The organism is Providencia sp. wls1914 (assembly GCF_009706645.1).
In the GTDB taxonomy this organism is placed as follows: domain Bacteria; phylum Pseudomonadota; class Gammaproteobacteria; order Enterobacterales; family Enterobacteriaceae; genus Providencia; species Providencia zhijiangensis.
Map to the genome: position 1 here is coordinate 1 of NZ_WLUN01000012.1, position 25,972 is coordinate 25,972.

Consider the following 25,972-nt stretch of genomic DNA (forward strand, 5'->3'; position numbering starts at 1 on the left):
CGGGTATAGACTTTGTCCGCCACATCATCCAGTTCAGGCACCATACGGTTTGCCAGAATAATGTCGCTTTCTGCTTTGAACGTTTCTAAATCACGGATAACTTTCGAACGGAAGAATTCATCTTCTTTGAGTACTGGCTCGTAAACCACCACTTCAATTCCTTTGGCTTTGATACGCTTCATCACACCCTGCACCGCAGAGGCACGGAAGTTATCGGAGCCCGCTTTCATCACTAAGCGATACACACCCACTTTACGCGGTGCTTTAGCAATAATCGCATCCGAGATAAAGTCTTTACGCGTGCGGTTAGATTCGACAATCGCGTTAATTAGGTTGTTCGGTACATCGTCGTAGTTCGCCAGTAACTGCTTAGTGTCTTTTGGTAAGCAGTAACCGCCGTAACCGAAGGATGGGTTATTGTAGTGGCTGCCGATACGTGGGTCTAAAGAAACCCCTTCAATGATTTGACGCGCATTTAAGCCACGGCTTTCTGCGTAAGTGTCTAATTCATTGAAGTATGCCACACGCATGGCTAAGAAAGTGTTGGCGAATAATTTGACCGCTTCGGCTTCAGTGCCATCAGTAAACAGCACCGGCACATCTTTCTTAATCGCGCCTTCTAACAGCAAGTCAGCGAAAATCTGTGCGCGTTCAGAGCGCTCGCCCACCACGATACGGGACGGGTACAAGTTATCCCACAGCGCGCGACCTTCACGTAAGAATTCTGGGGAGAAAATCACGTTGGTGTAACCGAACTCTTCACGCAGACGCTCCGTAAAGCCCACTGGAATAGTAGATTTGACGATAATGGTCGCGTCTGGATTCAGTTTGTTCACATCGTGAATAACGGATTCCACTGAATTGGTGTTGAAGTAGTTAGTTTTTGGGTCGTAGTCTGTCGGGGTCGCCACAATCACGTATTGCGCGCCAGTATAGGCTTCGACTTTATCTTCGGTTGCACGGAAATTAAGCTGTTTTTCCGTTAAAAACTGTTCGATTTCGGTATCGATAATTGGGGATTGCTTATTATTAAGCATCGCCACTTTTTCAGGAATGATATCCACCGCCACCACTTCGTGGTGTTGGGACAGTAACATGGCGTTAGACAGACCGACGTAGCCGGTACCTGCGATTGCTATTTTCAAAGTTGCCTCTCAAATCCTTCTGCGGATATTTCAGGTGGTTTATGATATCGATGGTCAGTATTAACGGTGATAATACGATTTATACCAGTCAACAAATGCCTGAACACCCTGTTCAATAGAAACTTGTGGGCGATAGCCGGTGACGTTAAACAGGTCTTCGGTGTCTGCCCATGTCGTGTAAACATCTCCCGCTTGCATCGGTAAGAAGTTCTTAATGGCTTCTTTTCCTAACGCATTTTCCAATGCAGAAATAAAATCGATCAGCTTCACTGGCTGCCCATTACCAATATTATAAATGCGGTAAGGTGCGCTGCTTTGCGCTGGCGAATCAGAACGATTTTGCGGGTCTGCTTGCGGAATTATATCTGAAACGCGAATAACACCTTCGACAATATCATCAATGAAAGTGAAATCACGGCTAAGATCGCCGTTATTATAAACATCGATAGGTTCACCCGCTAAGATAGCTTTGGTGAATTTAAACAGTGCCATATCCGGGCGTCCCCACGGGCCATACACGGTGAAAAAGCGTAAACCTGTCGTCGGCAGCTGATAAAGATGCGAATAAGAGTGCGCCATTAACTCATTGGCTTTTTTGGTTGCGGCGTACAATGAAATAGGGTGATCGGTGGACATATCGGTGGTGAATGGCATTTTGTCGGTTACGCCATACACCGAACTTGAAGAGGCATACACCAAGTGTTTCACTTTCGCTTGGCGGCAGCCTTCTAAAATCGCCAAATGCCCATTCAGATTGCTATCAGCATAGGCAAATGGGTTTTGTAATGAGTAACGCACCCCTGCCTGTGCGGCAAGGTGGATAACGCGGTCAAAATTCTCTTGAGTACACAGCACCAGCACTTTTTCGCGGTCAGTGATATCAAGAGGAATAAACCGGAACTGCGGATATTGTTCAAGAATATGCAGTCGAGACTGTTTCAATCCCTGATCATAATAGGCGTTCATATTATCGATACCGATAACTTCATGCCCACTTTCTAACAGTCTTTGACACAATCTAAAACCAATAAACCCGGCACTTCCCGTGACCAAATATTTCATATTCGTTATCTTCTTACGTTATTAAATGATGGTTTATCAACATTCTAGCACTAATTAGAGATAAACTACTTGGTCTCATCTTTATTGGCGACACCGAGCACATGATAAATATAGTGGCGATAACCATCGAGTAACTGCTTATCTTCACAGTCATTCAGTTTACCGTCGCATAAATGGCGCATCTTAATGTTCGCTTCATAGAATGGCGAAACTTTCAAATTTGCGCGTTCCAGCAGCATGCCGCCAAGGAATGAAATATCCGTTAACTCACCCGTTTTAATTTCGGTACCCGCTTTGAGATTATCTCTTAGGGTAAACTGCGTCGCATAAGCAGGGGACGATAATGTGGACTGATATTTATCTAAGCTGATCCCCGGTTGATGGTCTCCAAAATAGAGGAACATCATTGGACGCTGCCGCTTTTCCATAAACGAAACAAAGTCACGAATCGCATCGTCGGAGTGGACGATTTTTTCCATATAATGACTAAATTCGCCCGCAGAATCTTTATTATCTAGCTTATCTTTAATTCCGTAATCATCACTGTGCCCTTCTTTATAAGGCCCGTGTTCATACATGGTTAGTGCAAAAATAAAGACGGGCTTGTCCGTTTCTGTTGCCAAAATTTCTTTCACGTACTTCAGCATATCTTCCGTGCTGATCGTCCATAAATTATCTTGCAACTTACCGGGATAGCCTAACTCTTGAGGCTGAATGATACGATCAACGCCCAGCGTTTCATAAGCGTGACCAGAATGATAAGCCCCTTTATTAAACGGTGTTAGGACAACCGTATAATAACCGTTGGCTTTCATCTCTTTAAATAAGCTGTTATTTAAATGATCGACCACAAAATAGAACACACCACTTTTTTGTGCCCCGAAATCATCGCTATTTAACCCCGTTAATGCGGAAAACTCAGATAACCATGTTCCACCACCAAAGGTTTGTACGCGCATCGGACTATGTGCAGTTAAATTGGCATCTTGCTGGAACATAAATAACTCTGGCAGTTTCGTTCCCGCAGGTAAATCATAAACTTTTGGGTCAACCGTAGATTCTTGTAATAACAGCAGAATGTCAGGCTTTTCGGTTTGTACATTATTTGCCACAGAAACATTGTTTGCTAAAGAAACATTCTCAGCCTTTTGCTCAAAATAGCTCGCATCACCGACAAAATGCGGTGATTTGTATTTCGCATTCTGTGCAGACATCACCAAGTTAGTCACTGTACCGCGGCCTTTGGGCAAGGTTTGTGACCATTTATCAAAGTAATGCGCACTTGCCCAATCCGCCCCGAAGTAGCCCACGATGACCATGAGCACACTAACCACGCGTGATACCTTGCGTTTACATGGTGTAGATAAACGCCAACTGATCACACCGTTGATGATAAGCAGAATAAATAACGCAAGTACCGCCACCCCCGCCAACCAATAGTGGCCTAATGTCCCTAAGTTGGAAGTATCCGTCATCAAATTAATATCAGTAAAGAAAAGTTGCTCTTTATAATAGTGAACTTTCAACTGGTTAAAGATTTTGATGATAATAAACAGAGTACTCGTAATAATTGCAGAGAAAACCCAGCGAGCAGTAACTGTAAATAAAACACCAAATATGACAGCGTAAACACAAATGGAAATCAGACCAGGATAAATAACGCCACTTTTTTCAAAGACTAAAAATAGCGAGCCAATAAAAATCAGCGCCAGATAAATACTCGCAATTAGTTTTTTATTCATTTGACTTCCACAATTCACAAAAAGGTATCGAGGTTAATAAAACTGCCAGCATTATAATGGCGGAAACCCTACAATTTATTCAACAAAAATGCCTTTGTCTCGTAAATAATGCCCATCTTCTTTACGACGAGTAAAGCCGCTTTTATCAAAAAACTCGAGAATTTGAATCGCCAGTTTGCGACCAATACCCAATTCATTACGAAAATCAGCGGCAAAAATCACCTCGTGCTCAGCACAGTGGCACGAAATAATTTGGGCAAATTGACGGATCTGTTCGCTGCTATAATACCTATCACGCACAATCGCCACGATCAGCCCCATTTGTGCAGCTTTTTTCAATATACGGCGAATAGTATCTTCATCGTGACCCGTTTCTACGGCAATATCGCGTACCCAACGAGCTTCAGGATGCGTGAACAGCCCTTCCACTTGTTGCCAAATACCTTGCTGCTTGGCATCAAACACTAGCCCATGCTGCGGCATATGCAGCCAGCCACGAGTCTGCTTAATCGCCCCCTCTGCAATCAAATCATTAATCAATTTGAATACTAAGGTTTCATCCATCGTGGGTAGCGCCATCCGTTTCAATCGCGCTTTACCCACACCAATCTGGTCACTATGAACTTCATTGAAGTTTTCGAGGGATTGAATCAATTTATCCTTGGCAACCTGCGCCTTAAACGCAGAAAGTACGACATCGCCGACACGGACGATATCAACTTGTTCCAGCAAGGAATCTAATGCCAACTGAGTTAACTGACGCGACCAACCGTAACTGTTTAAGTCTAGCTCACCGCTGGGTAACTGTAGGTTAAGCTGTGTCAGCTCATCATCCGTTGCACATAAACGAGATAACCAATCGAGGAACTCAGGCTGTCTCTTACCACGACGCGGAGAGACTAAGCGAATAACACGCGCACCAGCCAAGGTGTGTCGCGCACTAATATCGCGAATAATTAATCGGTCATTATCCACCAGCCACAGTGGCGTATCTAAAATCAGCTCGGCCAACATCGGCGTTTCGCCTGATTCCGTCAGCAAAGAGACCCGCCCTGTAATGTGACTTGCACCGTGGTAAAGATGCACGGGTTGCCAATGCTTGAGTGGCGCATCGCAGGTCAACTCCACTATCACTCGAGAAGCGATAAAAGCAGGTTGCTCCGCCAGCAGCCAATCACCGCGGGTTATCGATTCTTTATCGATGTTCCCCGTTAAATTCAGCGCGACGCGATCCCCCGCTTGAGCAAACTCAGCGACTTGATTTTGGCGATGAATACCACGAATACGAACCGAAGTATCAGCCCCCGTAACCCATAAGGATTCACCCACAATTACTTTACCCGCAAGCGCCGTTCCCGTAACCACAATCCCCGCTCCTTTCACATGGAAAATACGGTCGATGGCTAAACGGAAACGCTGTTGCAGGTCAGTAGAGGAATTGTGTTGTTGGTGCAGTTGCTGCAAGTATTGGCGCAGTGCATCAATGCCTAGCCCTGTACTTGCTGAAGTGATAAATAGTGGCGCATTCAACCAGCCTTGGCGACGCAGTTCAGTGTGAACCTGTTGAGTGACCTCTGCCACTCGCGGCTCATCAACACGGTCGGCTTTAGTTAAAATCACCGAGACATCTTGGCAACCCGCAAGTCGTAAAATCGACAAATGCTCAAGGGTTTGCGCCATGATTCCATCGTCGCACGCCACCACCAGTAGGGCATGATTAACCCCACCGATCCCCGCCAACATGTTCGCGAGGAATTTTTCGTGTCCGGGGACATCAATGAAACCGATTGAGCTACCATCAGATTGTGGCCAATATGCATAGCCGAGGTCGATAGTCATTCCACGTTTCTTCTCTTCTGGAAGATGCGCGGTGTTCACGCCAGTCAGCGCTTGAATTAACGATGTTTTACCATGGTCAACATGACCGGCTGTCGCAAAAATCATGACAATAACGCCTGCACTAATTCGTGTTCATTCTCAAGGCAACGTAGGTCTAGCCACAGTTTGCCCTCTTTTAAACGCCCGATAACAGGCTGAGGTAATTGACGCCAGTGGCTGGCAAGGCGCTCTAAATTACCGCCTTTTCCATCAAGAGGCGCGAATGTAATCGCATAGCTGGGTAATCGGTCAACGGGAAGAGAGCCACTACCGATTTGCGATAAGCAAGGCTCAGCCTCGACAAAGAAGCGATCCCCATAATAGGCTTGCAGCTTCACGAGGATATTCTCGGCACTCTGCCTAATTTCTTCTTGGGAACGAGTTAGCCAACGTAATGTCGGCAGTTCAGTGGTGAGTTTTTCTGGGGTTAGATAGAGTTTTAGCGTCGCTTCTAACGCAGCAAGCACCATTTTATCTACGCGAAGGGCGCGTTTTAAAGGGTGTTTTTGAATGGCATCAATCCATTTTTTCTTACCGAGAATGATCCCCGCTTGAGGCCCTCCCAGTAATTTGTCTCCTGAAATAGAGACCAAATCAATGCCTTGAGATAAATATGCTTGTGGCATCGGCTCCGCTGGCAATCCATACGCGGTCATATCAATCATCGACCCACTGCCTAAATCAATCGCTGTCGGTAATTGGTATTTTTGCCCTAAAACAGCCAGCTCTTCCCCTTCAACTTCCGCGGTAAAGCCTTCAATGCTGTAGTTACTGGTATGCACCTTCATTAACAACCCAGTTTGGTCATTAATGGCATTTTCATAATCCCGTAAATGGGTTCGGTTAGTAGTGCCCACTTCAACCAATTTACAGCCTGCCTGTGCCATTACATCGGGAACACGAAATGCGCCCCCAATTTCCACCAGCTCACCGCGAGAGACAATCACCTCGCGCTGCGGGGCTACCGTGGCTAATAGCAGTAAAACCGCCGCCGCATTGTTATTCACAATACAGGCATCTTCTGCCCCTGTGAGTTGGCACAGTAAATCAGCAATGGCGCGGTCGCGATGCCCTCGCGTTGCGCCATCAAGAGAATATTCTAACGTGACTGGTGAACTCATCACTTGCGAAACAGCATGAATAGCAGAGTTGGACATCACTGCACGCCCTAGGTTGGTGTGCAACACAGTCCCCGTCAAATTAAAGACGTTTTTTAACGCACTGTGTTGCAACTCATCATGGCGAACAGAAAGTTCTGCTAACCAATCACCGTGCCAATCCGGCAAACATCCGTCTTGTGCAATAGACGCTCGCGCTTGTTCCTGCATTTCACGTAGGCATTCTGTTACCCAATGCAGACCCGATTTTTCCACCAATATCTGTGCTTCATCGCATTGTAAAAGCTTGTCGATGGCAGGTAACTGGCGGTATAGCGCGACATTCGATTCATCCATAGTCACTCTTCTCTTTTCTTACTGTGCAGCTAACAGATTATTTTTCGCCCGGGAATAAGAATGGGTTAATGCTGCTACGAGCAAAACCTTCTTCTTCCATACGCGCATCTAAAATGATCGAAGCTAAATCATCCGCTACCGCTTCCACTTTGGCTTCTTTCTCTTGGTATAACACTTTCAGATAGCTACCGCAGTCACCACAGCTTTCCGCTTTCACTGCCGCATTTTCATCATCCAGTGACCAGTAGTTAAGATCGCGAGTTTGTTCGCAGTTACTGCATTTCACACGAACCATGTGCCACTCTGTTTCACACAGTGTGCAGTGTAAATAGCGCAAACCTTGGCTAGTTCCAATTTGTACAATGCTGGAGACTGGCATGCTGTTGCACACTGGGCAGTAATGACGATGATCGCCGTGCTCTGCGCGAGCTTTACCTGGGATATTGGCCGCCATTTGTGCCCAATAGACAGACAATGCCGCCCAAATGAACATGGATTTATCCGCAGGGACTTTTTCAAACTGTTCGTTTAACAGCGCAGTTGCCATCTCTTCGAGTTCAGCTTCTGAGGCTTTTTCTAAGTTTTCGAGGGCAGTACGAACAGAATCTGGCACGATCGGCATCAATTCGGCGATGATTGAACGTAATAATTTGTGCCAGTGACCAGTGCGTGGGAATGTTTTTGCATCTAATGGTGCGGTATTCGTTGCCATTGAACGTGCTAAAACCGCTTCCATATCCATCTCTAATGGATTGTCATGCTGCGCATTATTTTGCGCCGTTGCCACTTCCGCAGCGAAGTTCAGATAATCTGCAAAAGGATGTTCACCAACGCCTAACTCTTTTAATCTTTCTGCACGACGTTGATAAAGGCTTTTTAAATTCGGGAATAAAACAGGCGGAATAAAACCGATGCCTTTCTCTTTTAATCTCTCTTGACCTAATTCTTCTTTCGGGACGATACGAATACCCATTGCTCTCTCTCTTTTATATTTTTTATAACAACTTACCCCGAGAAATTGCCTATTCGCATTTCCCCGCAAGCCTCTAAGAAAATATTCGATTAACCAGCAAGTCTTGCCGTTGTACCCGTCAGGATAAAACAAAAGTCACTGATAGGCTACTCTAGCCCTCCGAATATTCACCGTTGTTAACCCTAGTTTGTCTGTGGAAATAACAAATTGGTATTAAGGCATTTTTATTTGATATAAATACTGTTATTCCCATGATGTTAATCCAATTGGCACCTATAATGGTGTGCTCTCTATCCGCATAAAGGGCAATAATATGTCGTCATTATTTCACTTCGAAGCGAAGTCTCACACACCCTTCTTTTTATTGCTTGCCTTTATTGGCGGATTTGTCGATGCCTGCTCATTTGTCATCTTTGAGGTGTTTACTGGCCATCTGACAGGAAATAGCATTTTAAGTATGATTTACCTCGCCAAAATGAATATTGGCATGTTGCTACTCTCCGCAATTTCCATATTAGGATTTTTTGCAGGAACATTTTTAGGTTCTTGGATTCGGCTCAAGCATAGCGCAATTGTGTTATATCGCTTTGTTCTAGGTCTGGTATTTTTAATATTTAGTGGTGTTTTCACTATTTATTTTTTCATCCAGCCTTTGTATTCACCTGATTTAGCCATTTTGCTGATCAGCTTATCAATGGGCATTCAAAATGGTTATTTTAATAAGGCGGGCACGGTTGGGATCCACTCCACCTATGTTACCGGCATGACCACATCCTGCATTAATGCCTTTTTGAAAAATGTGCCAGGAGACAGTAGCAAAAAAGTTTTACTCTTAGCGGTACTCTCTTTTATTACGGGGGGATTAGCGGGCGGGATTTTATCGGTGAATTACCAGTATGTCGGGTTTTCTGCTGTATTAGTTCTCTTGGGATGTGCGCTAATTTACAGTTTCACAATCCGTGATTAGCACTATCTATTTTAGTGATAGAAAAAAAAGCCCACAATCAATGTTGTGGGCTTGATTCATCGAGATAAAAAACCTTAGTTTTTCTCTTGCTGCTCTTGTTGCTGTTTCTCTTTAGCAACTAGCTCGCGGTACCAGCGTGGGTGATGCTTTCTCGCCCAACCACGTGTTACCCAACCTTCAACCATCGCACGCACAGATCCTTTGACCCAAATTGCCGCATACGCATGCACAACAATCATCAGGATCAAGCCAATGGCTGACAGCGAGTGAATCAGAATCGCTGCGCGGTACACTGGAATTGGGAAGTAGTCCGCGAAGAATGGACGCCACATAATCACGCCAGTGACAACCAATGCCAGTAAGCAGATAGTGACTACCCAATACACCCCTTTCTGACCGAGGTTATATTGGCCCACGTCGCCAGCTTCTTCGTTTTTCAGTACCTTACCGATATTTTTCCCCCATTTGATATCTTCTTTATTAATGAAGTTATGGTGGAAATAACGGAAGAACATAAAGACGAACAGCAAGAACATCGCCGTACCCACGAATGGATGCAAAATTCGAGACAGTTGTGGCGTGCCTAAAATGTTCATAAACCAGTTCAGCGATGGGAAGAAAAAGCCCAGTCCGCTGATAGCCGTGAACAAGAAGCAAATTACAACCGCCCAGTGATTGATCCTTTCAATCGGTTTGTGGCGAATAATTTTGTCGTTATCATCTGGCATCATTTCTGATCCTCCCCTTCTTTTGATTTCGAAGTGTCAGACGACATTGCGTTGTGCAAATCTTCTAGAGCCTCTTCTTCATCTTTCTTGGAGACGCGGTTTGGACCAATTCCCACATAGTGGAAAATTGCCGCCGCAAATGTTGCCGCAAAACCAACCGCAGCAATCGGCTTCCAGATACCTTTCCAGAAGGTAACTGTTGGGCTGATGGTCGGGTTTTCTGGTAATCCGTGATACAACTGCGGCTTATCCGCATGGTGCAATACGTACATAACGTGCGTACCGCCCACACCTTGTGGATCGTATAAACCTGCGTTTGCATAACCACGAGTTTTCAGCTCTTCAACACGTTCGCCAGCCATGCCAATCATGTCTTCTTTGCTACCAAAATGGATAGCGCCAGTTGGACATGTTTTCACACAAGCAGGCTCTTGTCCGGCTTCAACACGGTCGACACACAGCGTACATTTGTATGCGCGGTTGTCTTCTTTGTTGATGCGTGGCACGTTGAACGGGCAACCCGCGATACAGTAACCACAGCCGATACAGTGTTCAGATTGGAAATCCACGATACCGTTTTTGTACTGGACGATTGCGCCTTCTGACGGACATGCCTTCAGGCAACCCGGATCAGCACAGTGCATACAGCCATCTTTACGGATCAGCCATTCAAATTTATCGTTCTCTTCCACTTCAGAGAAGCGCATGACTGTCCATGACTTAGCGGTTAAATCCGTTGGGTTGTCATACACCCCAACGTTTGTTCCGATTTTGTCACGGATATCGTTCCATTCGGAACACGCAACCTGACACGCTTTACAGCCGATACAGGTTGTGACGTCAATCAGCTTTGCAACTTCTTCCTTATAGTCCCGCACCTGAGGTGCGGGCGTCAGGGAATTGGTGGCCGAGCGACGAATAATGTCCTGAGATTGCATTGACATAATTTATCTCCTTACACCTTTTCCACGTTGACAAGGAATGATTTAAATTCCGGCGTCTGAGTATTCGCATCACCCACATATGGCGTTAATGTGTTGGTGATAAAGCCCTTCACTGCAACACCTTCAAAGCCCCAGTGAATTGGAATACCGATGGTATCGATGTCTTTTCCATCCACTTGCAGGGTTTTAATGCGTTTAGTGACCACGGCTTTCGCTTTGATGTAACCACGTTTAGAACTGACTTTAACCGTATCGCCTTGCTCGATGCCTTTTTCTTTCGCTAAACGTTCACCAATTTCAATGAACTGTTGAGGTTGGATAATGGCATTTAACAGCGCGTGCTTCGTCCAATAGTGGAAGTGCTCAGTTAAGCGGTAAGTGGTACCCACGTATGGGAACTCAGTCGCTTTACCCATTTGCGCCCAGTCGTCTTTAAACACACGAGCTGCAGGGTTTGACACCACATTTGGATGCAGCGGGTTAGTATCCAGCGGCGTTTCGATTGGTTCGTAATGCTCTGGGAATGGACCTTCTGCCATCTTATCCAGTGCAAATAAACGACCCATACCTTCAGGCTGCATAATAAATGGACCGACACCGCTTCCCGGCGCTGCTGTGCTGTAGTCTGGAATATCCATACCTACCCACTTGCTACCATTCCACTCAAGGATTTGGCGCTTCGGATCCCATGGTTTACCCATTGGATCAGCAGATGCACGGTTATAAATCACACGACGGTTCAGTGGCCATGCCCATGCCCAACCTAATGTGTTACCCAGACCGGTTGGGTCGGAGTTATCACGGTTAGCCATTTGGTTACCTTTCGGCGTCCAGCTACCAGAGAAGATCCAGCAGCCGCTTGCTGTTGTACCGTCATCACGTAATTGAGCAAACGAGCTAAGCAGTTCGCCTTTTTTCACAATCACGTTACCGTCGGCATCTTTCAGGTCTTCTAATGCGTAACCGTTACTTTCTTGAGCCACTTCTTCCGGCGTTGGATTATCGCGGTCGAGGTAATCCCAAGTCATGCTCAGAACCTGTTCAGGTGCTGCGCCGCCTTCGGTTTCATACATTTGACGCAGGCGATGGTAGATACCCGACAGGATTTCACCATCACTGATAGCTTCACCCGGGGCGTCCGCACCTTTCCAGTGCCACTGTAACCAACGTGCTGAGTTAACAATTGAACCGTTTTCTTCAGCGAAACAGCAAGATGGCAGACGGAACACGGTGGTTTGAATCTCTTCCGGTTTCACATCGTTCATTTCGCCGTGGTTTTGCCAGAAGTTTGCAGTTTCTGTGTTCAGCGGGTCGATAGTAATTAAGAATTTCAGCTTAGAAAGCGATTTCGAGACTTTATTCTTGTTCGGGAATGAGGCTAATGGGTTAAAGCCTTGGCAGATATAGCCGTTAACTTCGCCCTTATCCATCATTTCGAAATAACGTAGAACGTCGTAACCCTGATCCCACTTAGGTAACAGGTCGAAGCCCCAGTTATTCTCTTTCTGCGCTTTATCACCATAGAAAGTTTTCATTAAGCTGACGAAGAATTTAGGGTAGTTACCCCAATAGTTCACCTGACCAGCAACGGTCGCTTTTGGTGTATTCGCCGCTAAATAGCTTTCTAAAGTTGTTTGCTTTTCTGATGGTAATGTCAGGTAACCCGGTAAGCTCTGAGATAACAGACCTAAGTCAGTCAGACCTTGGATGTTGGAGTGTCCACGCAGTGCGTTCACACCACCACCTAACATACCCATGTTACCAAGCAGTAACTGGATCATCGCCATGGTACGAATGTTCTGCGCACCAACGGTGTGTTGAGTCCAACCCAGCGCATATAAGAAGGACGCTGTTTTGTCTTTCGCGCTAGTTTCTGCAATGTATTCGCAGACTTGTAAGAAGTCTTTGATTGGCGTACCACAGATGTTGTTAACCACTTCTGGGGTATAACGGCTCACGTGCTCTTTCAATAAGTTCAGAACACAACGTGGATTTTTCAGAGTCGGATCGCGCAGCGCTAAGCCGTTCTCATCCATCTCGTAGTTCCACGTGGTCTTGTCGTATTGACGTTTTTCTGCATCGTAACCGGTGAACAGACCGTCATCAAAACCAAAGTCTTCACGGATAACTAAGCTAGCGTTGGTGTACGCCTCAACGTATTCACGTTGAATTTTTTCGTTATCCAGCAAGTATTTGATAACACCTGACAGGAAGGCAATATCGGTACCTGAACGGATAGGCGTGTAAAAATCCGCCACAGCCGCAGTACGGGTAAAGCGTGGATCGATAACGATTAATTTTGCTTTATTGTGGATTTTCGCTTCCATCGCCCAGCGGAAACCGACTGGATGCGCTTCTGCCGCATTACCGCCCATAACGACGATCAGGTTTGCGTTTTTAATGTCAACCCAGTGGTTGGTCATCGCACCGCGACCAAATGTTGGAGCAAGACTTGCTACCGTTGGTCCGTGTCAGACACGCGCTTGGTTATCCACGGCAAGCATGCCGAGGGCGCGACTAAATTTTTGGGTTACAAAACCTGTTTCGTTACTTGCCGCTGATGCACACAGCATACCGGTGGTTAACCAACGGTTGACCGTTACACCATCTTTATTCTGTTTAATGAAGTTTGCATCACGGTCTTCTTTCATTAACTTGGCGATGCGGTCAAACGCGTCGTTCCAAGTGATGCGTTTCCATTCGTTAGTGCCTGGTTCGCGAACTTCTGGATACTTGAGTCGACTCTCACTGTGGATAAAGTCGATTAATCCTGCACCTTTAGGACAAAGTGCACCACGGTTTACCGGATGATCCGGGTCCCCTTCGATATGAAAAATGCTTTCTTTCGCATTCTTCGCGCCATCACCTAGGCTGTACATTAACAGCCCACAGCCGACAGAACAGTAGGTACAGGTATTTCGAGTCTCTTTAGCACGCAGTAATTTATACTGGCGTGTAGAGGCTAATGCAGTTGCTGGAGCAAAACCCAGCGCTGCTGCCGTTGTACCTGCCATACCGCCAGCGCAGATCTTAAAGAACTGCCTTCTGCTGACTTGCATGGGGGATCTCCTCATATACATTGCTCATGTTTACCTAACTTCGTCACAAAATTTGAGGTAAACTGTTCTTATTCAACGTCTTCCTTACGTATTCAGGTTCATTGCCTGATCAATGGTGTAAATTCTTTTTACCCATATCGAATATTATGTATCATTAGTGATAGGAATTCATCTAATGTATGAAACAAATACTACAAATAACCCTAAATTATCTAAAATGATCGGCGTTCAATCCACAATCGTGCAACAAAAAAATAACCTCGGTTCACTGGTTAATGATTTCGTTGCGGAGGAAGTCCCTGTCGCTCTCGTTTATAACGGGATATCTCATGTGGTAATGATGGCGACACCCAAAGATCTGGAAGATTTTGCTGTCGGATTTTCATTATCAGAAGGGATAATACAATCCCGTGATGAAATTCGCGGAATTGATATTGCGCAAGGTTGTCACCGAGGCATTGAAGTTCATATTGAGTTATCAAGCCGCCGTTTTATGGCGCTCAAAGAGCGTCGTCGTAATCTGACTGGGCGAACTGGCTGCGGTATTTGTGGTACAGAACAGCTCGATGAGATATTTAAGCCTATCACTCCGCTGCCATTCACTCAAACATTCTCATTATCTTATCTCGATAACGCCCTACAAGAATTGAAGACAGTTCAAGAAATTGGCGCATTAACGGGTTGCACTCATGCGGCTGCGTGGATCTCTCCTGAAGGTCACTTAGTGGGCGGATGCGAAGATGTGGGTCGCCATGTGGCGTTAGATAAATTGCTCGGAATGAAAAGCCGTTCAGACTGGCAGCAAGGGGCGATTTTAGTCTCCAGCCGCGCAAGTTATGAGATGGTACAAAAAGCCGCAAGCTGCGGTGCGGAAATTCTGTTTGCGGTTTCAGCCGCCACGTCATTGGCGATTGAAGTCGCTGAGAAAGCGAATTTAACGCTAGTGGGTTTTTGCCGCCAAGGTAAAGCCACCGTGTTTACCCATCCGAGCCGGGTGATTGACTAGCCTATATCTACTCACCGCTTAAATGAATTCACTAGCAATTTCTGTGGACTCAAACCATTTTCCCGATGTCAGGAAAATGGTTTTTGTTTTTTATTTCACTTAATTACTTACCAATACAGAAACTCGAGAAAATACGCCCTAACAAATCATCGGAGGTAAATTCACCGGTGATTTCGCTCAGTTCTTGCTGAGCTAAGCGTAGCTCTTCAGCCAATAGCTCACCAGAGCGAGCATTCACTAACTGGTCATAGCCTTGTGCAAGGTGAGTGGCGGCATTGTTCAGTGCTTGTAAGTGGCGACGACGGGCAAGGAAACCGCCTTCTGTATTGCTATTAAAGCCCATGGTCTCTTTGAGGTGATCGCGCAGCAAATCGATACCCTTTTCTTCACGGGCTGATAAACGGATCAGTGGGTAACGGGCATCAGCGACAAATTCAATCGACTCTCCCGTTTTATCCGCTTTGTTACGAATAACCGTGACTGGCAATGTTTCTGGCAAGCGAGCCATAAATTCAGGCCAAATCTCTTGTGGCTCAGTGGCATCCGTCGTAGTGCTGTCTACCATAAATAGAACACGGTCGGCTTGCTCGATCTCTTTCCATGCGCGTTCGATACCGATGCGCTCTACCTCATCGCTGGCTTCACGTAAACCTGCGGTATCAATAATGTGCAGCGGCATACCATCGATATGAATATGTTCGCGCAACACATCACGAGTGGTACCTGCAATATCCGTCACAATCGCGGCTTCACGACCTGCTAACGCATTGAGTAAACTCGATTTTCCTGCATTTGGGCGACCTGCAATCACCACTTTCATGCCTTCGCGCAGCAAGCTCCCTTGACGAGCCTGTGAGCGTACGTCTTCTAAGTCTGCGACCACTTCGTTTAATTTGGCTTCAATTTTACCGTCAGATAGGAAATCAATTTCTTCATCTGGAAAATCAATCGCCGCTTCCACATAGATGCGCAAGTGAGTGAGTGCTTCCACCAATTGATGAATATGGGAGGAAAAAGCACCCTGCAAAGAGTTCATCGCTGAACGCGCCGCTTGCTCTGAACTCGCATCAATCAGGTCGGCAATCGCTTCAGCTTGCGCTAAATCGAGTTTGTCATTTAAAAATGCACGCTCAGAAAATTCCCCCGGATTGGCAATACGAATATTGGCAATAGTCAGAATTCTTCTAAGTAATAAATCGAGGATAACTGGGCCACCGTGTCCTTGTAGTTCAAGAACATCTTCCCCTGTGAATGAGTTTGGGCCGGGGAAGTAAATTGCAATCCCTTGGTCAAGGACAGAACCATCTGCATCAAGAAATGGCAGATAATCGGCATAGCGCGGCTTCGGTAACTTTCCGAGTACTGTTTCAGCAACAAGGGCTGCTTGCGGGCCGGATACACGTAAAATTCCAACCCCACCACGACCGGGAGCGGTTGCCTGTGCGACGATAGTATCGTTGATTTGCATGATGTTTCTCTGTCTATGACTAAAAAAATTGAGGCGACCCTAAATGGATCGCCTCAATTTTACTATAGAATCTGGCTTTGTGAAGCCCTCTAAACTCGATTGGAATTTAGATTATTTCTTCGCTTTCTTATCACGGCTATGTAAGCCACGTTTTTCCAGACCACGGTAAATAACCTGCTGCTGGATAATGGTGACTAAGTTGCTCACGATATAGTACAGAACCAGACCTGATGGGAACCACAGGAAGAACACGGTAAACACGACTGGCATGTAAGTCATGATCTTCTGCTGCATTGGGTCAGTCACAGTCGTTGGTGACATCTTTTGGATAACAAACATCGTCACACCCATCAGCACTGGCAGGATGTAGTACGGGTCTTGTGCAGACAAGTCTTGGATCCAACCAAAGAACGGTGCGTGACGCAGTTCAACAGAACCCATCAACATGTAGTACAACGCAAGGAAGATTGGCATTTGAATCAGCAGCGGTAAACAACCACCCAGTGGGTTTACTTTTTCTGATTTGTACAGCGCCATCATTTCTTGGCTCATACGTTGTTTATCGTCACCAATACGCTCACGCATTGCAGCCAGTTTAGGTTGCAGTAAACGCATTTTCGCCATTGAGGTGTACTGCGCTTTAGTCAGCGGGTACATAATACCACGGACGATAAAGGTGATAACGATGATGGCAATACCCCAGTTACCGACGAAACCGTGAATGAATTTCAACAGTTTGAACAGTGGCTGAGAGATAAACCATAACCAACCGTAATCTACGGTTAAGTCTAAATGAGGAGCAACTTCCGCCATTTCTGACTGAATTTCAGGACCAATCCACAGTGTAGAAGAGTAGGTCGCAGCACCATTTGATGCGATGGTCAGAGGTTCACTCTTATAACCAACGATGGCTGATTTCTTATCGAGATCAATGGTGTAGAAAGTGCTTTGCTCAGAAGAAGCCGGGATCCACGCAGTTGCAAAGTATTGTTGCAGCATCGCGACCCAACCACCTTTGGTTGTCAGGCTTAAGTTTTTATCTTCGATGTCACTGAAACTATATTTTTTATAGTTATTTTCATCAGAAGAGTAAGCCGCACCACGGTAGGTGTGCAGAGCAAAGTTACTGCTGCCAGTGTCACGTTGTTCTGGTAAAGCGATGGTTTGCTTTAATTGCCCGAAGAACGCAAGCGTTAAAGGCTGTGCAGTTGGGTTTTGAATGTTGTATTCAACATCAACAGTGTATTTGCCACGCTTCAGAATGTACGTTTTCTGATAAACCACACCGTTATTATCGGTGAAGGACATCGGAATGCGTAATTCGTCTTGACCATCTTTTAACTCAAAGCTTGCTGCTTCTGATGTATAAAGAGGGCGTTGACCATTGTTATTCGCTGGGTTGTCTGGACCATGAGGACCGATCAGACCACTTTGTGCCTGATAAACAAAACCTGGTGTGGTTTCCAATAAACGGAATGGGTTTGGTGAATTCAGGGTTGCTGGATAGGCTAACAGGTCAGCCTCATCGATATCACCACCACGAGTATTGATACGAATATCAAGTACGTCGGTTTTAACGGCAATAAGCTTACCTTGTTCACTACCTGTGACCGCTTGACCATCATTGCTTGCACTGCTCGGCATGTCCGTCTTTTGCTGAGAAACTTGAACAGCCTTGGTTTCCTGAGCAACTTTATCGCTCTCCCAAGCCTGCCAAACTAAGAACGACACGAACAACAAAGCGATGAGTAGAAGATTGCGTTGGGAATCCATCGTTATAATTCTCTATTATCATCAGTTTTTCTAGGTGGGACAGGATCATCTCCACCAGCGTGTAAAGGGTGGCATTTTAATACGCGTTTGGCAGTTAACCAACTACCTTTTAGCATACCAAACCTGCGCAATGCCTCAATTCCGTAATTAGAGCATGTGGGATTGAAACGACAACGAGGTCCTAACAACGGACTAATAGCCAGTTGGTAACCTCTGATCAGCATGATCAGGACTTTTGAGCCAAGCGACGGTGACGACGCCATAACTTATCCAATGATTCCGTAATCTGTTGATTGTCGAGATCGGCTACCCCTCTGCGAACCAGAACCACAAAGTCCATTGAAGGCAACTCATGTTGATGCAAACGAAAATATTCACGGGCTAATCGTTTAATACGATTACGCTCATGGGCTCGTTTAACATTTTTTTTGGCGATGGTAAGACCGATGCGGGGATGCCCCAGCTCGTTAAGGCGACCAAGGATTGTTATCTCTGGGGAACTCGCCCTCTGCGGCTGCTTGAAGACATTGTCGAAATGCCTGGGAGTTAACAAACGTAACTCCCGGGTAAAAGCGAGCGTAACCACTATAGAGGGCTAGCTTTATTACTTAGATGAAACGGTCAGACGAGCGCGGCCTTTAGCACGACGGCGAGCCAGAACCTGACGACCATTTTTAGTGGCCATACGAGCACGGAAACCGTGTGAACGGTTGCGCTTCAGTACGGACGGTTGAAAAGTGCGTTTCATAACGATTTCTACCTAACTTTAAAATTTATTACTGATTCAGTAAACGCGTTGGCAACCAGTGGAAACTGATTTACACCTGTGCCTCTATCGCAACAATATAGAAAGAGGCAGGATTGTAATAAAACATAGGGGGTCACGTCAATAAAATGACGTAATCAAACCACTTTTTATTTAAACCTGGCTGACCGGTTTGCCGATATGTGCCGTGACAAGCTACGTATGGAACTCATTTATGCTGCCTTTTAGGCAAGTCTAACAGTTTAACTTTCAATCAACTCAAGCGTTTATTGACGTTACCCATAAAACCATGCTGCCTAAATTCATCATAAAAAGTGACATTCGCAGTGTACACAGGGAGGAAGATTATACGGACTCCTCCCTAAAGCGCAAGGATCTTAGCGGGATCCGAAAATATTTTTTGATCTTGGGAGATTATTTCTATATATAGGCTAAAGTTATCCCCAGACATGTGGAAAATTTGTCGTTGCCCGCGATCACCCAGCAAAATTCTCCCCTACCAGAGCCGCCTTATCACATTTGCCTGTGGATAAAAAGCATAAAAACTGTGTAAAAGAATGGAGATCTTGAGTGAATTTTGCGGTATGATCGCAGGTCTATTTCTGATCGGAGGATCAGGAATATGCTGTGGATAGATATGGTGAGTAAAAGTTAGTCAAACACCTTCTCTGGCCCCCTATTCTCTTAGTGACCACGAAAAGTGACTAATGGAATAGTTGCCAGTAAAAAATTCTTAACGAAATCCGTAATTCTTGTTTCATTGACCTTGTTAGGGGAGTCCAACGTGTCACTTTCGCTTTGGCAGCAATGTCTTGCCCGATTGCAGGATGAACTACCTGCCACAGAATTCAGTATGTGGATACGCCCTCTTCAAGCTGAATTAAACGATAATACACTGGCACTGTATGCCCCGAATCGTTTCGTCCTTGATTGGGTGAGAGATAAGTACATCAATAATATCAATGAATTATTGAATGACTTTTGCGGTTCTGATGCCCCTGCTCTACACTTTGAAGTAGGCAACAAACCGATGACCATCGCGCCGGTGAGCCCTCAAGTACGCACTAATAATGAAATGCCTGCGTTCGCCGCGCCATCTGCACCAGTAAAACCAAGTTGGGATAACTCAACTAAAGTTCAGCCAGACGTGTCATACCGTTCGAATGTGAACCCAAAACACACGTTTGATAACTTCGTTGAAGGTAAATCAAACCAACTGGCTCGTGCGGCAGCGAGGCAAGTTGCTGAAAACCCTGGCGGCGCATATAACCCACTGTTCCTTTATGGTGGAACGGGTTTAGGTAAAACGCACTTATTACACGCCGTGGGTAACAGCATTATGCAGCACAAGGCCAACGCCCGCGTGGTCTATATGCATTCTGAACGATTTGTACAAGATATGGTCAAAGCATTGCAGAATAACGCCATTGAAGAATTCAAACGTTATTACCGTTCTGTTGATGCCTTACTGATTGATGATATTCAATTTTTTGCCAACAAAGAGCGTTCACAAGAAGAATTTTTCCATACATTCAACGCCCTGCTTGAAGGCAATCAACAAATTATTTTAACCTCCGACCGTTATCCAAAAGAGATCAACGGCGTGGAAGATAGATTAAAGTCCCGTTTCGGCTGGGGTTTGACCGTTGCGATTGAACCACCCGAGTTAGAAACCCGTGTGGCTATTTTGATGAAAAAAGCCGATGAGAACGAAATCCAACTGCCCGGTGAAGTGGCATTTTTCATCGCAAAACGCTTACGTTCTAATGTGCGTGAGTTAGAAGGTGCATTAAACCGCGTTATCGCTAACGCGAATTTTACCGGTCGCGCTATCACTATCGATTTTGTTCGAGAAGCGTTACGTGACCTATTAGCACTGCAAGAAAAGCTGGTAACTATTGATAATATTCAGAAAACTGTTGCTGAGTACTATAAAATCAAAGTCGCTGATTTACTTTCTAAACGTCGTTCTCGTTCTGTCGCTCGTCCGCGTCAGATGGCAATGGCACTGGCGAAAGAGCTGACAAACCATAGTTTACCTGAAATCGGGGATGCTTTTGGCGGTCGTGACCACACCACGGTGTTGCACGCTTGTCGTAAAATTGAACAATTACGAGAAGAAAGCCATGACATCAAAGAAGATTTTTCAAATCTAATCAGAACATTATCATCTTAATTGCTATGAAATTTATTATAGAACGCGAGCAGTTATTAAAACCGTTACAACAGGTTAGTGGCCCTTTAGGTGGACGTCCAACGTTGCCTATTTTAGGAAACCTTTTACTTCACGTAAAAGAAGGTGCCCTGCAACTGACGGGAACCGACCTAGAAATGGAGATGATGGCCAATGTTCCGCTCACTCGTGAGCATGAAATTGGTGCCACCACGGTGCCTGCGCGCAAGTTTTTTGATATTTGGCGTGGTTTACCGGAAGGTTCTGAAATCCAAGTCGAGCTTAATGATGACCGACTGCTTGTCCGCTCTGGGCGCAGCCGTTTCTCATTATCTACTTTACCTGCTGCTGACTTCCCGAACTTAGATGACTGGCAAAGCGAAGTCGAATTTTCTCTGCCTCAATCCATACTGAAACGTTTAATTGAAGCGACCCAGTTTTCAATGGCACACCAAGACGTTCGTTATTACCTGAACGGCATGCTGTTTGAAACTGAAGGGCAAATGCTGAGAACTGTCTCCACAGATGGTCACCGGCTTGCAGTTTGCTCAATGGATATTGGTCAAGAATTGCCATCACATTCTGTGATCGTACCTCGCAAAGGTGTCATGGAATTGATGCGCCTACTCGATGGCGGCGACGCATTATTGCAGCTACAAATTGGTAGCAACAATATTCGCGCCCATGTTGGCGACTTTATCTTTACCTCTAAACTCGTTGACGGTCGTTTCCCTGACTACCGCCGCGTTCTGCCAAAGAATCCAGATAAAACCTTAGAAGCTCGCTGTGATTTGCTCAAACAAGCTTTCTCACGCGCAGCAATTTTATCTAACGAAAAATTCCGTGGCGTACGCTTATTCTTCAGTGAAAACCAATTACGCATTACGGCGAATAACCCTGAGCAAGAAGAAGCGGAAGAAATTGTTGATGTTAATTACCAAGGTGGTGAGATGGAAATTGGCTTTAACGTCAGTTACATCCTCGACGTCTTGAACGCGCTGAAAAGCGAAAATGTCACACTGTTTTTAACGGATGCCGTTTCTAGCGTACAAATTGAAGACTCAGCAAGCCGCTCTGCGGTCTATGTTGTTATGCCAATGCGTTTGTAATCAGTCCGTATGATCCTTTCGCGTTTATTGATCCGCGATTTTCGTAATATAGAAGACGCCGATCTCTCCCTTGCAACTGGGTTCAATTTTTTAATTGGGCCTAATGGGAGTGGCAAAACAAGTGTACTGGAAGCAATTTATACACTTGGACATGGACGGGCCTTTCGCAGCATTCAGGCGAACAGAGTTATCCGTCATGACCAAGAACAATTTATTTTACATGGTAAACTGGGGCACTCAGACACCGAACGTAAAACATTGTCGCTGGGTTTGAGTAAAAACCGCGAAGGCGACAGTAAAGTCCGAATTGATGGTACCGACGGGCATAAAATTGCAGAACTCGCAAAGTTATTGCCAATGCAGCTCATTACCCCTGAAGGGTTTACCTTGCTGAACGGCGGTCCAAAATATCGACGTGCGTTTATCGATTGGGGATGCTTTCATAATGAAGCCCTCTTTTTCTCGACGTGGTCGGACTTAAAACGTTTGTTAAAGCAGCGAAATGCGGCTTTACGACAAGTGACTCGTTATGAGCAAATTCGCCATTGGGATCAGCAACTCGCTCCAATTTCCGAACAAATTAGCCAGTGGCGCGGCGAGTATATTGCAGGTATCGCAGAAAATATTGAGCAAACCTGCAAACAATTTTTACCCGAATTTTCACTTTCAGTCTCTTTCCAACGTGGTTGGGACAAAGAAATTGATTATTCAGAACAGTTAGAGCGGCAGTTTGAGCGCGATAGAGCGTTAACCTACACCGCATCGGGGCCACATAAAGCTGACCTGCGAATTCGAGCCAACGGCATTCCCGTTGAAGATATGCTCTCTCGCGGCCAACTGAAATTATTAATGTGTGCACTCAGGTTAGCGCAGGGTGAATATTTCACCCAACAGAGCGGGCAACAATGCCTGTATCTACTGGATGATTTTGCTTCAGAACTTGATTCTGGTCGCCGGCAATTATTAGCGGCTCGACTCAAAGCTACGCAAGCACAAGTGTTTGTAAGTGCTATTACACCGGCGCAAGTCAATGATATGATTGATGCCAACAGTAAGATGTTTAGTGTAGAGCAAGGCAAAATAGAAGTTCAACCTCAGGAATAGAAAGAGCAGGAAACGTTGATGTCGAATACATATGACTCCTCAAGTATCAAGGTATTAAAAGGACTGGATGCGGTGCGTAAGCGCCCGGGCATGTATATCGGTGATACCGACGATGGAACAGGTCTTCATCACATGGTCTTCGAGGTTGTGGATAACGCTATCGATGAAGCCTTAGCAGGTTTCTGTGACGATATCGTCATCACTATCCATGCCGATAACTCCGTCTCTGTCCAAGATGATGGACGTGGTATCCCTACTGGCATCCACGAAGAAGAAGGTGTCTCCGCTGCAGAAGTTATCATGACCGTTCTGCACGCTGGCGGTAAATTTGACGACAACTCCTATAAAGTTTCCGGTGGTTTGCACGGTGTAGGTGTTTCGGTTGTTAACGCCTTATCTGAAAAACTTGAATTAGTGATCCGCCGTGACGGTAAAGTCCACGAACAAGTGTACAAACACGGTGAACCACAAGGTCCTCTGACTGTCGTCGGTGAAACTGACCAGACAGGGACTCGCGTACGTTTCTGGCCAAGCATGGATACCTTCAAAGGTGTCACTGAATTCGAATACGACATTCTGGCAAAACGCTTACGTGAACTTTCATTCTTAAACTCAGGGGTTTCCATCCGTTTAATTGATAAACGTGATGGCAAAGAAGACCATTTCCACTACGAAGGTGGGATCAAGGCCTTCGTTGAGTACCTGAGCCGCAACAAAACCCCAATTCACCCATCCGTATTCTATTTCTCCACTGAGAAAGACGGTATTGGCGTGGAAGTTTCCATGCAGTGGAACGACGGTTTCCAAGAGAATGTTTACTGCTTTACTAACAACATTCCTCAGCGCGATGGCGGAACCCACTTAGCGGGCTTCCGTGCTGCGATGACCCGTACCCTAAACAACTACATGGAAAAAGAAGGCTACCAGAAGAAAAGCAAAGTCAACGCAACAGGTGACGATGCGCGTGAAGGCTTAATTGCCGTTATTTCTGTGAAAGTGCCAGATCCAAAATTCTCTTCTCAGACCAAAGAAAAACTCGTTTCTTCAGAAGTGAAAACCGCTGTAGAAACCATGATGAACGAGAAGCTGGTTGAGTATTTATTAGAAAATCCAAACGACGCTAAAATCGTTGTGGGCAAAATCATTGATGCTGCGCGTGCCCGTGAAGCTGCACGTAAAGCGCGTGAAATGACCCGCCGTAAAGGGGCATTAGATTTAGCAGGCTTGCCGGGTAAACTGGCAGACTGCCAAGAACGTGACCCTGCATTATCTGAATTATACTTAGTGGAAGGGGACTCTGCGGGCGGCTCTGCAAAACAAGGTCGTAACCGTAAGAACCAAGCAATTTTGCCACTGAAAGGTAAAATCCTGAACGTGGAAAAAGCGCGTTTCGATAAAATGCTCTCTTCTCAAGAAGTTGCGACACTGATCACCGCATTAGGCTGTGGTATTGGTCGTGATGAATATAACCCAGACAAACTGCGTTATCACAGCATCATCATCATGACGGATGCCGACGTCGATGGTTCGCACATTCGTACGTTACTGTTGACCTTCTTCTACCGCCAAATGCCAGAAATCGTTGAACGTGGTCATATCTTTATTGCTCAGCCACCACTGTATAAAGTGAAACGCGGTAAACAAGAGCAATACATTAAGGACGACGAAGCGATGGATGACTATTTGATCTCTATCGCGCTGGATGGCGCTGAGCTGCACTTAAGTGCAGAAGCCCCAGCCATGAAAGGTGAACAACTGGAAAAACTGGTTGTTGAATACAATGCAGCGCACCGTATTATCCGCCGTCTTGAGCGCCTGTACCCACAAGCGCTGCTGAACAGCTTAGTGTATCAATCCACACTGACTGAAGAAGCACTGAAAGATAGTGCGCAAGTTGAAGAGTGGGCGAAAACCTTAGTGGCGCGTTTAGAAGAGAACGAGCAAGCGGGTAGCTCTTACAGCTATATCATTCACGAAAACCGCGAGCGTCAGCTATTCGAACCAACCATTCGTATCCGTACCCATGGTGTTGATAGCGACTACAACCTCGATTTCGACTTCGTTCATGGCAGCGAATACCGCCGTATCACCGAATTAGGTGACATCATCGGTGGATTAATCGAAGAAGGTGCTTATATTCAACGCGGTGAACGTCGCCAGAATATCGACAACTTCGAGCAAGCATTAGATTGGTTAAGCCGTGAATCTCGTCGTGGTTTATCCGTGCAGCGTTATAAAGGCCTTGGTGAAATGAACCCAGAACAACTTTGGGAAACCACCATGAACCCCGAAACTCGCCGCATGATGCGTGTGACGGTCAAAGATGCCATTGCAACTGACCAGCTGTTCACTACCCTGATGGGGGATGCGGTTGAGCCTCGCCGTGCCTTTATCGAAGAGAACGCCTTAAAAGCCGCGAACATCGATATTTAATCGATTTTCCAGCCAAGTCATTGAATAACCCTATACTTCGGTATAGGGTTATTTTTTTATTTAATTTTAATCTTAAGTATCTATTTATTATTAATTCCAATTTAAATTTAATTAAATAACTAAATGAATTTAATTAATAGAATTAAGAATAAAAATAAAGTTTGTCTCATTTTATTTTCTATTTATAG

At 45.5% G+C, this 25,972-nt stretch carries 17 protein-coding genes and 3 pseudogenes; 6 read left to right on the top strand and 14 right to left on the bottom strand.

Features of this window, described 5'->3' with window-relative positions; translation table 11 throughout:
• From GKR74_RS08145 to fdhE, 6 genes and pseudogenes are all read right to left on the bottom strand, one after another.
• On the bottom strand, window positions 1-1,145 hold a 1,145-nt coding region (locus GKR74_RS08145), incomplete at its 3' end, for a nucleotide sugar dehydrogenase (RefSeq protein ID WP_154603194.1).
• Between the two features lie 60 nt (window positions 1,146-1,205).
• A complete protein-coding gene (locus tag GKR74_RS08150; protein WP_108479134.1) occupies window positions 1,206-2,207 on the bottom strand; it encodes an NAD-dependent epimerase in 1,002 nt (333 codons plus the stop codon).
• A 65-nt stretch (window positions 2,208-2,272) separates the two neighbouring features.
• Entirely contained in the window at window positions 2,273-3,949 is a 1,677-nt protein-coding gene (locus tag GKR74_RS08155) for an LTA synthase family protein (RefSeq protein WP_154603195.1), read from the bottom strand.
• 75 nt (window positions 3,950-4,024) lie between these two features.
• Window positions 4,025-5,893, bottom strand: a complete 1,869-nt coding sequence (selB, locus tag GKR74_RS08160) for a selenocysteine-specific translation elongation factor (protein WP_154603196.1) — start codon at window positions 5,891-5,893, stop codon at window positions 4,025-4,027.
• Window positions 5,845-7,281 (bottom strand): annotated as a pseudogene (gene selA, locus GKR74_RS08165) (L-seryl-tRNA(Sec) selenium transferase). Before selA ends, selB begins: the two are co-directional and overlap by 49 nt.
• Window positions 7,282-7,318: 37 nt before the next feature.
• Window positions 7,319-8,254 carry a formate dehydrogenase accessory protein FdhE gene (gene fdhE, locus GKR74_RS08170; RefSeq protein ID WP_154603198.1) on the bottom strand — a complete coding sequence of 312 codons (936 nt, stop codon included), beginning with the start codon at window positions 8,252-8,254 and terminating at the stop codon, window positions 7,319-7,321.
• A gap of 313 nt (window positions 8,255-8,567) precedes the next feature.
• Here fdhE and GKR74_RS08175 point away from each other — a divergent pair, with 313 nt between their 5' ends.
• Window positions 8,568-9,221 (top strand): YoaK family protein, encoded by a 654-nt coding sequence (locus GKR74_RS08175; protein WP_154603199.1) that lies wholly within the window; start codon window positions 8,568-8,570, stop codon window positions 9,219-9,221.
• Between the two features lie 74 nt (window positions 9,222-9,295).
• On the opposite strand, the gene fdoI is transcribed toward GKR74_RS08175, so the two are convergent.
• From fdoI to fdnG, 3 genes and pseudogenes are all read right to left on the bottom strand, one after another.
• The gene (gene fdoI / locus GKR74_RS08180; RefSeq protein ID WP_036950687.1) at window positions 9,296-9,952 is read right to left on the bottom strand and encodes a formate dehydrogenase cytochrome b556 subunit; all 657 of its coding nucleotides are present in this window, start codon (window positions 9,950-9,952) and stop codon (window positions 9,296-9,298) included.
• Window positions 9,880-10,893: pseudogene (gene fdxH / locus GKR74_RS08185) on the bottom strand (formate dehydrogenase subunit beta). Before fdxH ends, fdoI begins: the two are co-directional and overlap by 73 nt.
• An 11-nt stretch (window positions 10,894-10,904) precedes the next feature.
• The gene (gene fdnG / locus GKR74_RS08190) at window positions 10,905-13,952 is read right to left on the bottom strand and encodes a formate dehydrogenase-N subunit alpha (protein WP_154599595.1); all 3,048 of its coding nucleotides are present in this window, start codon (window positions 13,950-13,952) and stop codon (window positions 10,905-10,907) included.
• Window positions 13,953-14,127: 175 nt separating this feature from the next.
• On the opposite strand from fdnG, the gene fdhD reads away from it, so the two are divergent.
• Window positions 14,128-14,958 (top strand): formate dehydrogenase accessory sulfurtransferase FdhD, encoded by an 831-nt coding sequence (gene fdhD / locus GKR74_RS08195; RefSeq protein WP_154603201.1) that lies wholly within the window; start codon window positions 14,128-14,130, stop codon window positions 14,956-14,958.
• A 103-nt stretch (window positions 14,959-15,061) separates the two neighbouring features.
• Here fdhD and mnmE read toward each other — a convergent pair whose 3' ends face one another.
• From mnmE to rpmH, 5 genes and pseudogenes are all read right to left on the bottom strand, one after another.
• Window positions 15,062-16,426, bottom strand: a complete 1,365-nt coding sequence (gene mnmE / locus GKR74_RS08200; protein ID WP_154603202.1) for a tRNA uridine-5-carboxymethylaminomethyl(34) synthesis GTPase MnmE — start codon at window positions 16,424-16,426, stop codon at window positions 15,062-15,064.
• A gap of 111 nt (window positions 16,427-16,537) precedes the next feature.
• Window positions 16,538-18,199 (bottom strand): membrane protein insertase YidC, encoded by a 1,662-nt coding sequence (gene yidC / locus GKR74_RS08205; RefSeq protein ID WP_154603203.1) that lies wholly within the window; start codon window positions 18,197-18,199, stop codon window positions 16,538-16,540.
• A gap of 2 nt (window positions 18,200-18,201) precedes the next feature.
• Window positions 18,202-18,462, bottom strand: a complete 261-nt coding sequence (gene yidD, locus GKR74_RS08210) for a membrane protein insertion efficiency factor YidD (protein WP_006660611.1) — start codon at window positions 18,460-18,462, stop codon at window positions 18,202-18,204.
• Window positions 18,381-18,785: pseudogene (gene rnpA, locus GKR74_RS08215) on the bottom strand (ribonuclease P protein component). Before rnpA ends, yidD begins: the two are co-directional and overlap by 82 nt.
• Before the next feature lie 18 nt (window positions 18,786-18,803).
• Window positions 18,804-18,947, bottom strand: coding sequence for a 50S ribosomal protein L34 (gene rpmH, locus GKR74_RS08220; RefSeq protein ID WP_004906236.1), 144 nt, complete (start codon window positions 18,945-18,947; stop codon window positions 18,804-18,806).
• An 802-nt stretch (window positions 18,948-19,749) separates the two neighbouring features.
• Between rpmH and dnaA the strand changes: the two genes are divergently transcribed.
• Genes dnaA through gyrB form a run of 4 tightly spaced genes read left to right on the top strand, consistent with a single transcriptional unit; the run spans window position 19,750 to window position 25,784 of the window.
• Window positions 19,750-21,141 (top strand): chromosomal replication initiator protein DnaA, encoded by a 1,392-nt coding sequence (dnaA, locus tag GKR74_RS08225; RefSeq protein ID WP_181477752.1) that lies wholly within the window; start codon window positions 19,750-19,752, stop codon window positions 21,139-21,141.
• Window positions 21,142-21,146: 5 nt separating this feature from the next.
• Window positions 21,147-22,247 carry a DNA polymerase III subunit beta gene (gene dnaN, locus GKR74_RS08230; protein WP_132496996.1) on the top strand — a complete coding sequence of 367 codons (1,101 nt, stop codon included), beginning with the start codon at window positions 21,147-21,149 and terminating at the stop codon, window positions 22,245-22,247.
• Window positions 22,248-22,256: 9 nt separating this feature from the next.
• Complete coding sequence (gene recF / locus GKR74_RS08235; protein WP_036950667.1) at window positions 22,257-23,351, top strand: DNA replication/repair protein RecF; 1,095 nt, start codon at window positions 22,257-22,259, stop codon at window positions 23,349-23,351.
• Between the two features lie 18 nt (window positions 23,352-23,369).
• Window positions 23,370-25,784 carry a DNA topoisomerase (ATP-hydrolyzing) subunit B gene (gene gyrB, locus GKR74_RS08240; protein ID WP_036950665.1) on the top strand — a complete coding sequence of 805 codons (2,415 nt, stop codon included), beginning with the start codon at window positions 23,370-23,372 and terminating at the stop codon, window positions 25,782-25,784.
• Window positions 25,785-25,972 lie beyond the last annotated feature (188 nt).

Coding starts and splice junctions, on each gene's coding strand:
- recF (WP_036950667.1), top strand. CDS start 22,257: ATGATCCTTTCGCGTTTATTGATCCGCGATTTTCGTAATATAGAAGAC.
- selB (WP_154603196.1), bottom strand. CDS start 5,893: ATGATTTTTGCGACAGCCGGTCATGTTGACCATGGTAAAACATCGTTA.
- fdhD (WP_154603201.1), top strand. CDS start 14,128: ATGTATGAAACAAATACTACAAATAACCCTAAATTATCTAAAATGATC.
- yidD (WP_006660611.1), bottom strand. CDS start 18,462: ATGGCGTCGTCACCGTCGCTTGGCTCAAAAGTCCTGATCATGCTGATC.
- dnaN (WP_132496996.1), top strand. CDS start 21,147: ATGAAATTTATTATAGAACGCGAGCAGTTATTAAAACCGTTACAACAG.
- fdoI (WP_036950687.1), bottom strand. CDS start 9,952: ATGATGCCAGATGATAACGACAAAATTATTCGCCACAAACCGATTGAA.
- mnmE (WP_154603202.1), bottom strand. CDS start 16,426: ATGCAAATCAACGATACTATCGTCGCACAGGCAACCGCTCCCGGTCGT.
- GKR74_RS08150 (WP_108479134.1), bottom strand. CDS start 2,207: ATGAAATATTTGGTCACGGGAAGTGCCGGGTTTATTGGTTTTAGATTG.
- GKR74_RS08175 (WP_154603199.1), top strand. CDS start 8,568: ATGTCGTCATTATTTCACTTCGAAGCGAAGTCTCACACACCCTTCTTT.
- gyrB (WP_036950665.1), top strand. CDS start 23,370: ATGTCGAATACATATGACTCCTCAAGTATCAAGGTATTAAAAGGACTG.
- yidC (WP_154603203.1), bottom strand. CDS start 18,199: ATGGATTCCCAACGCAATCTTCTACTCATCGCTTTGTTGTTCGTGTCG.
- rpmH (WP_004906236.1), bottom strand. CDS start 18,947: ATGAAACGCACTTTTCAACCGTCCGTACTGAAGCGCAACCGTTCACAC.
- GKR74_RS08155 (WP_154603195.1), bottom strand. CDS start 3,949: ATGAATAAAAAACTAATTGCGAGTATTTATCTGGCGCTGATTTTTATT.
- fdhE (WP_154603198.1), bottom strand. CDS start 8,254: ATGGGTATTCGTATCGTCCCGAAAGAAGAATTAGGTCAAGAGAGATTA.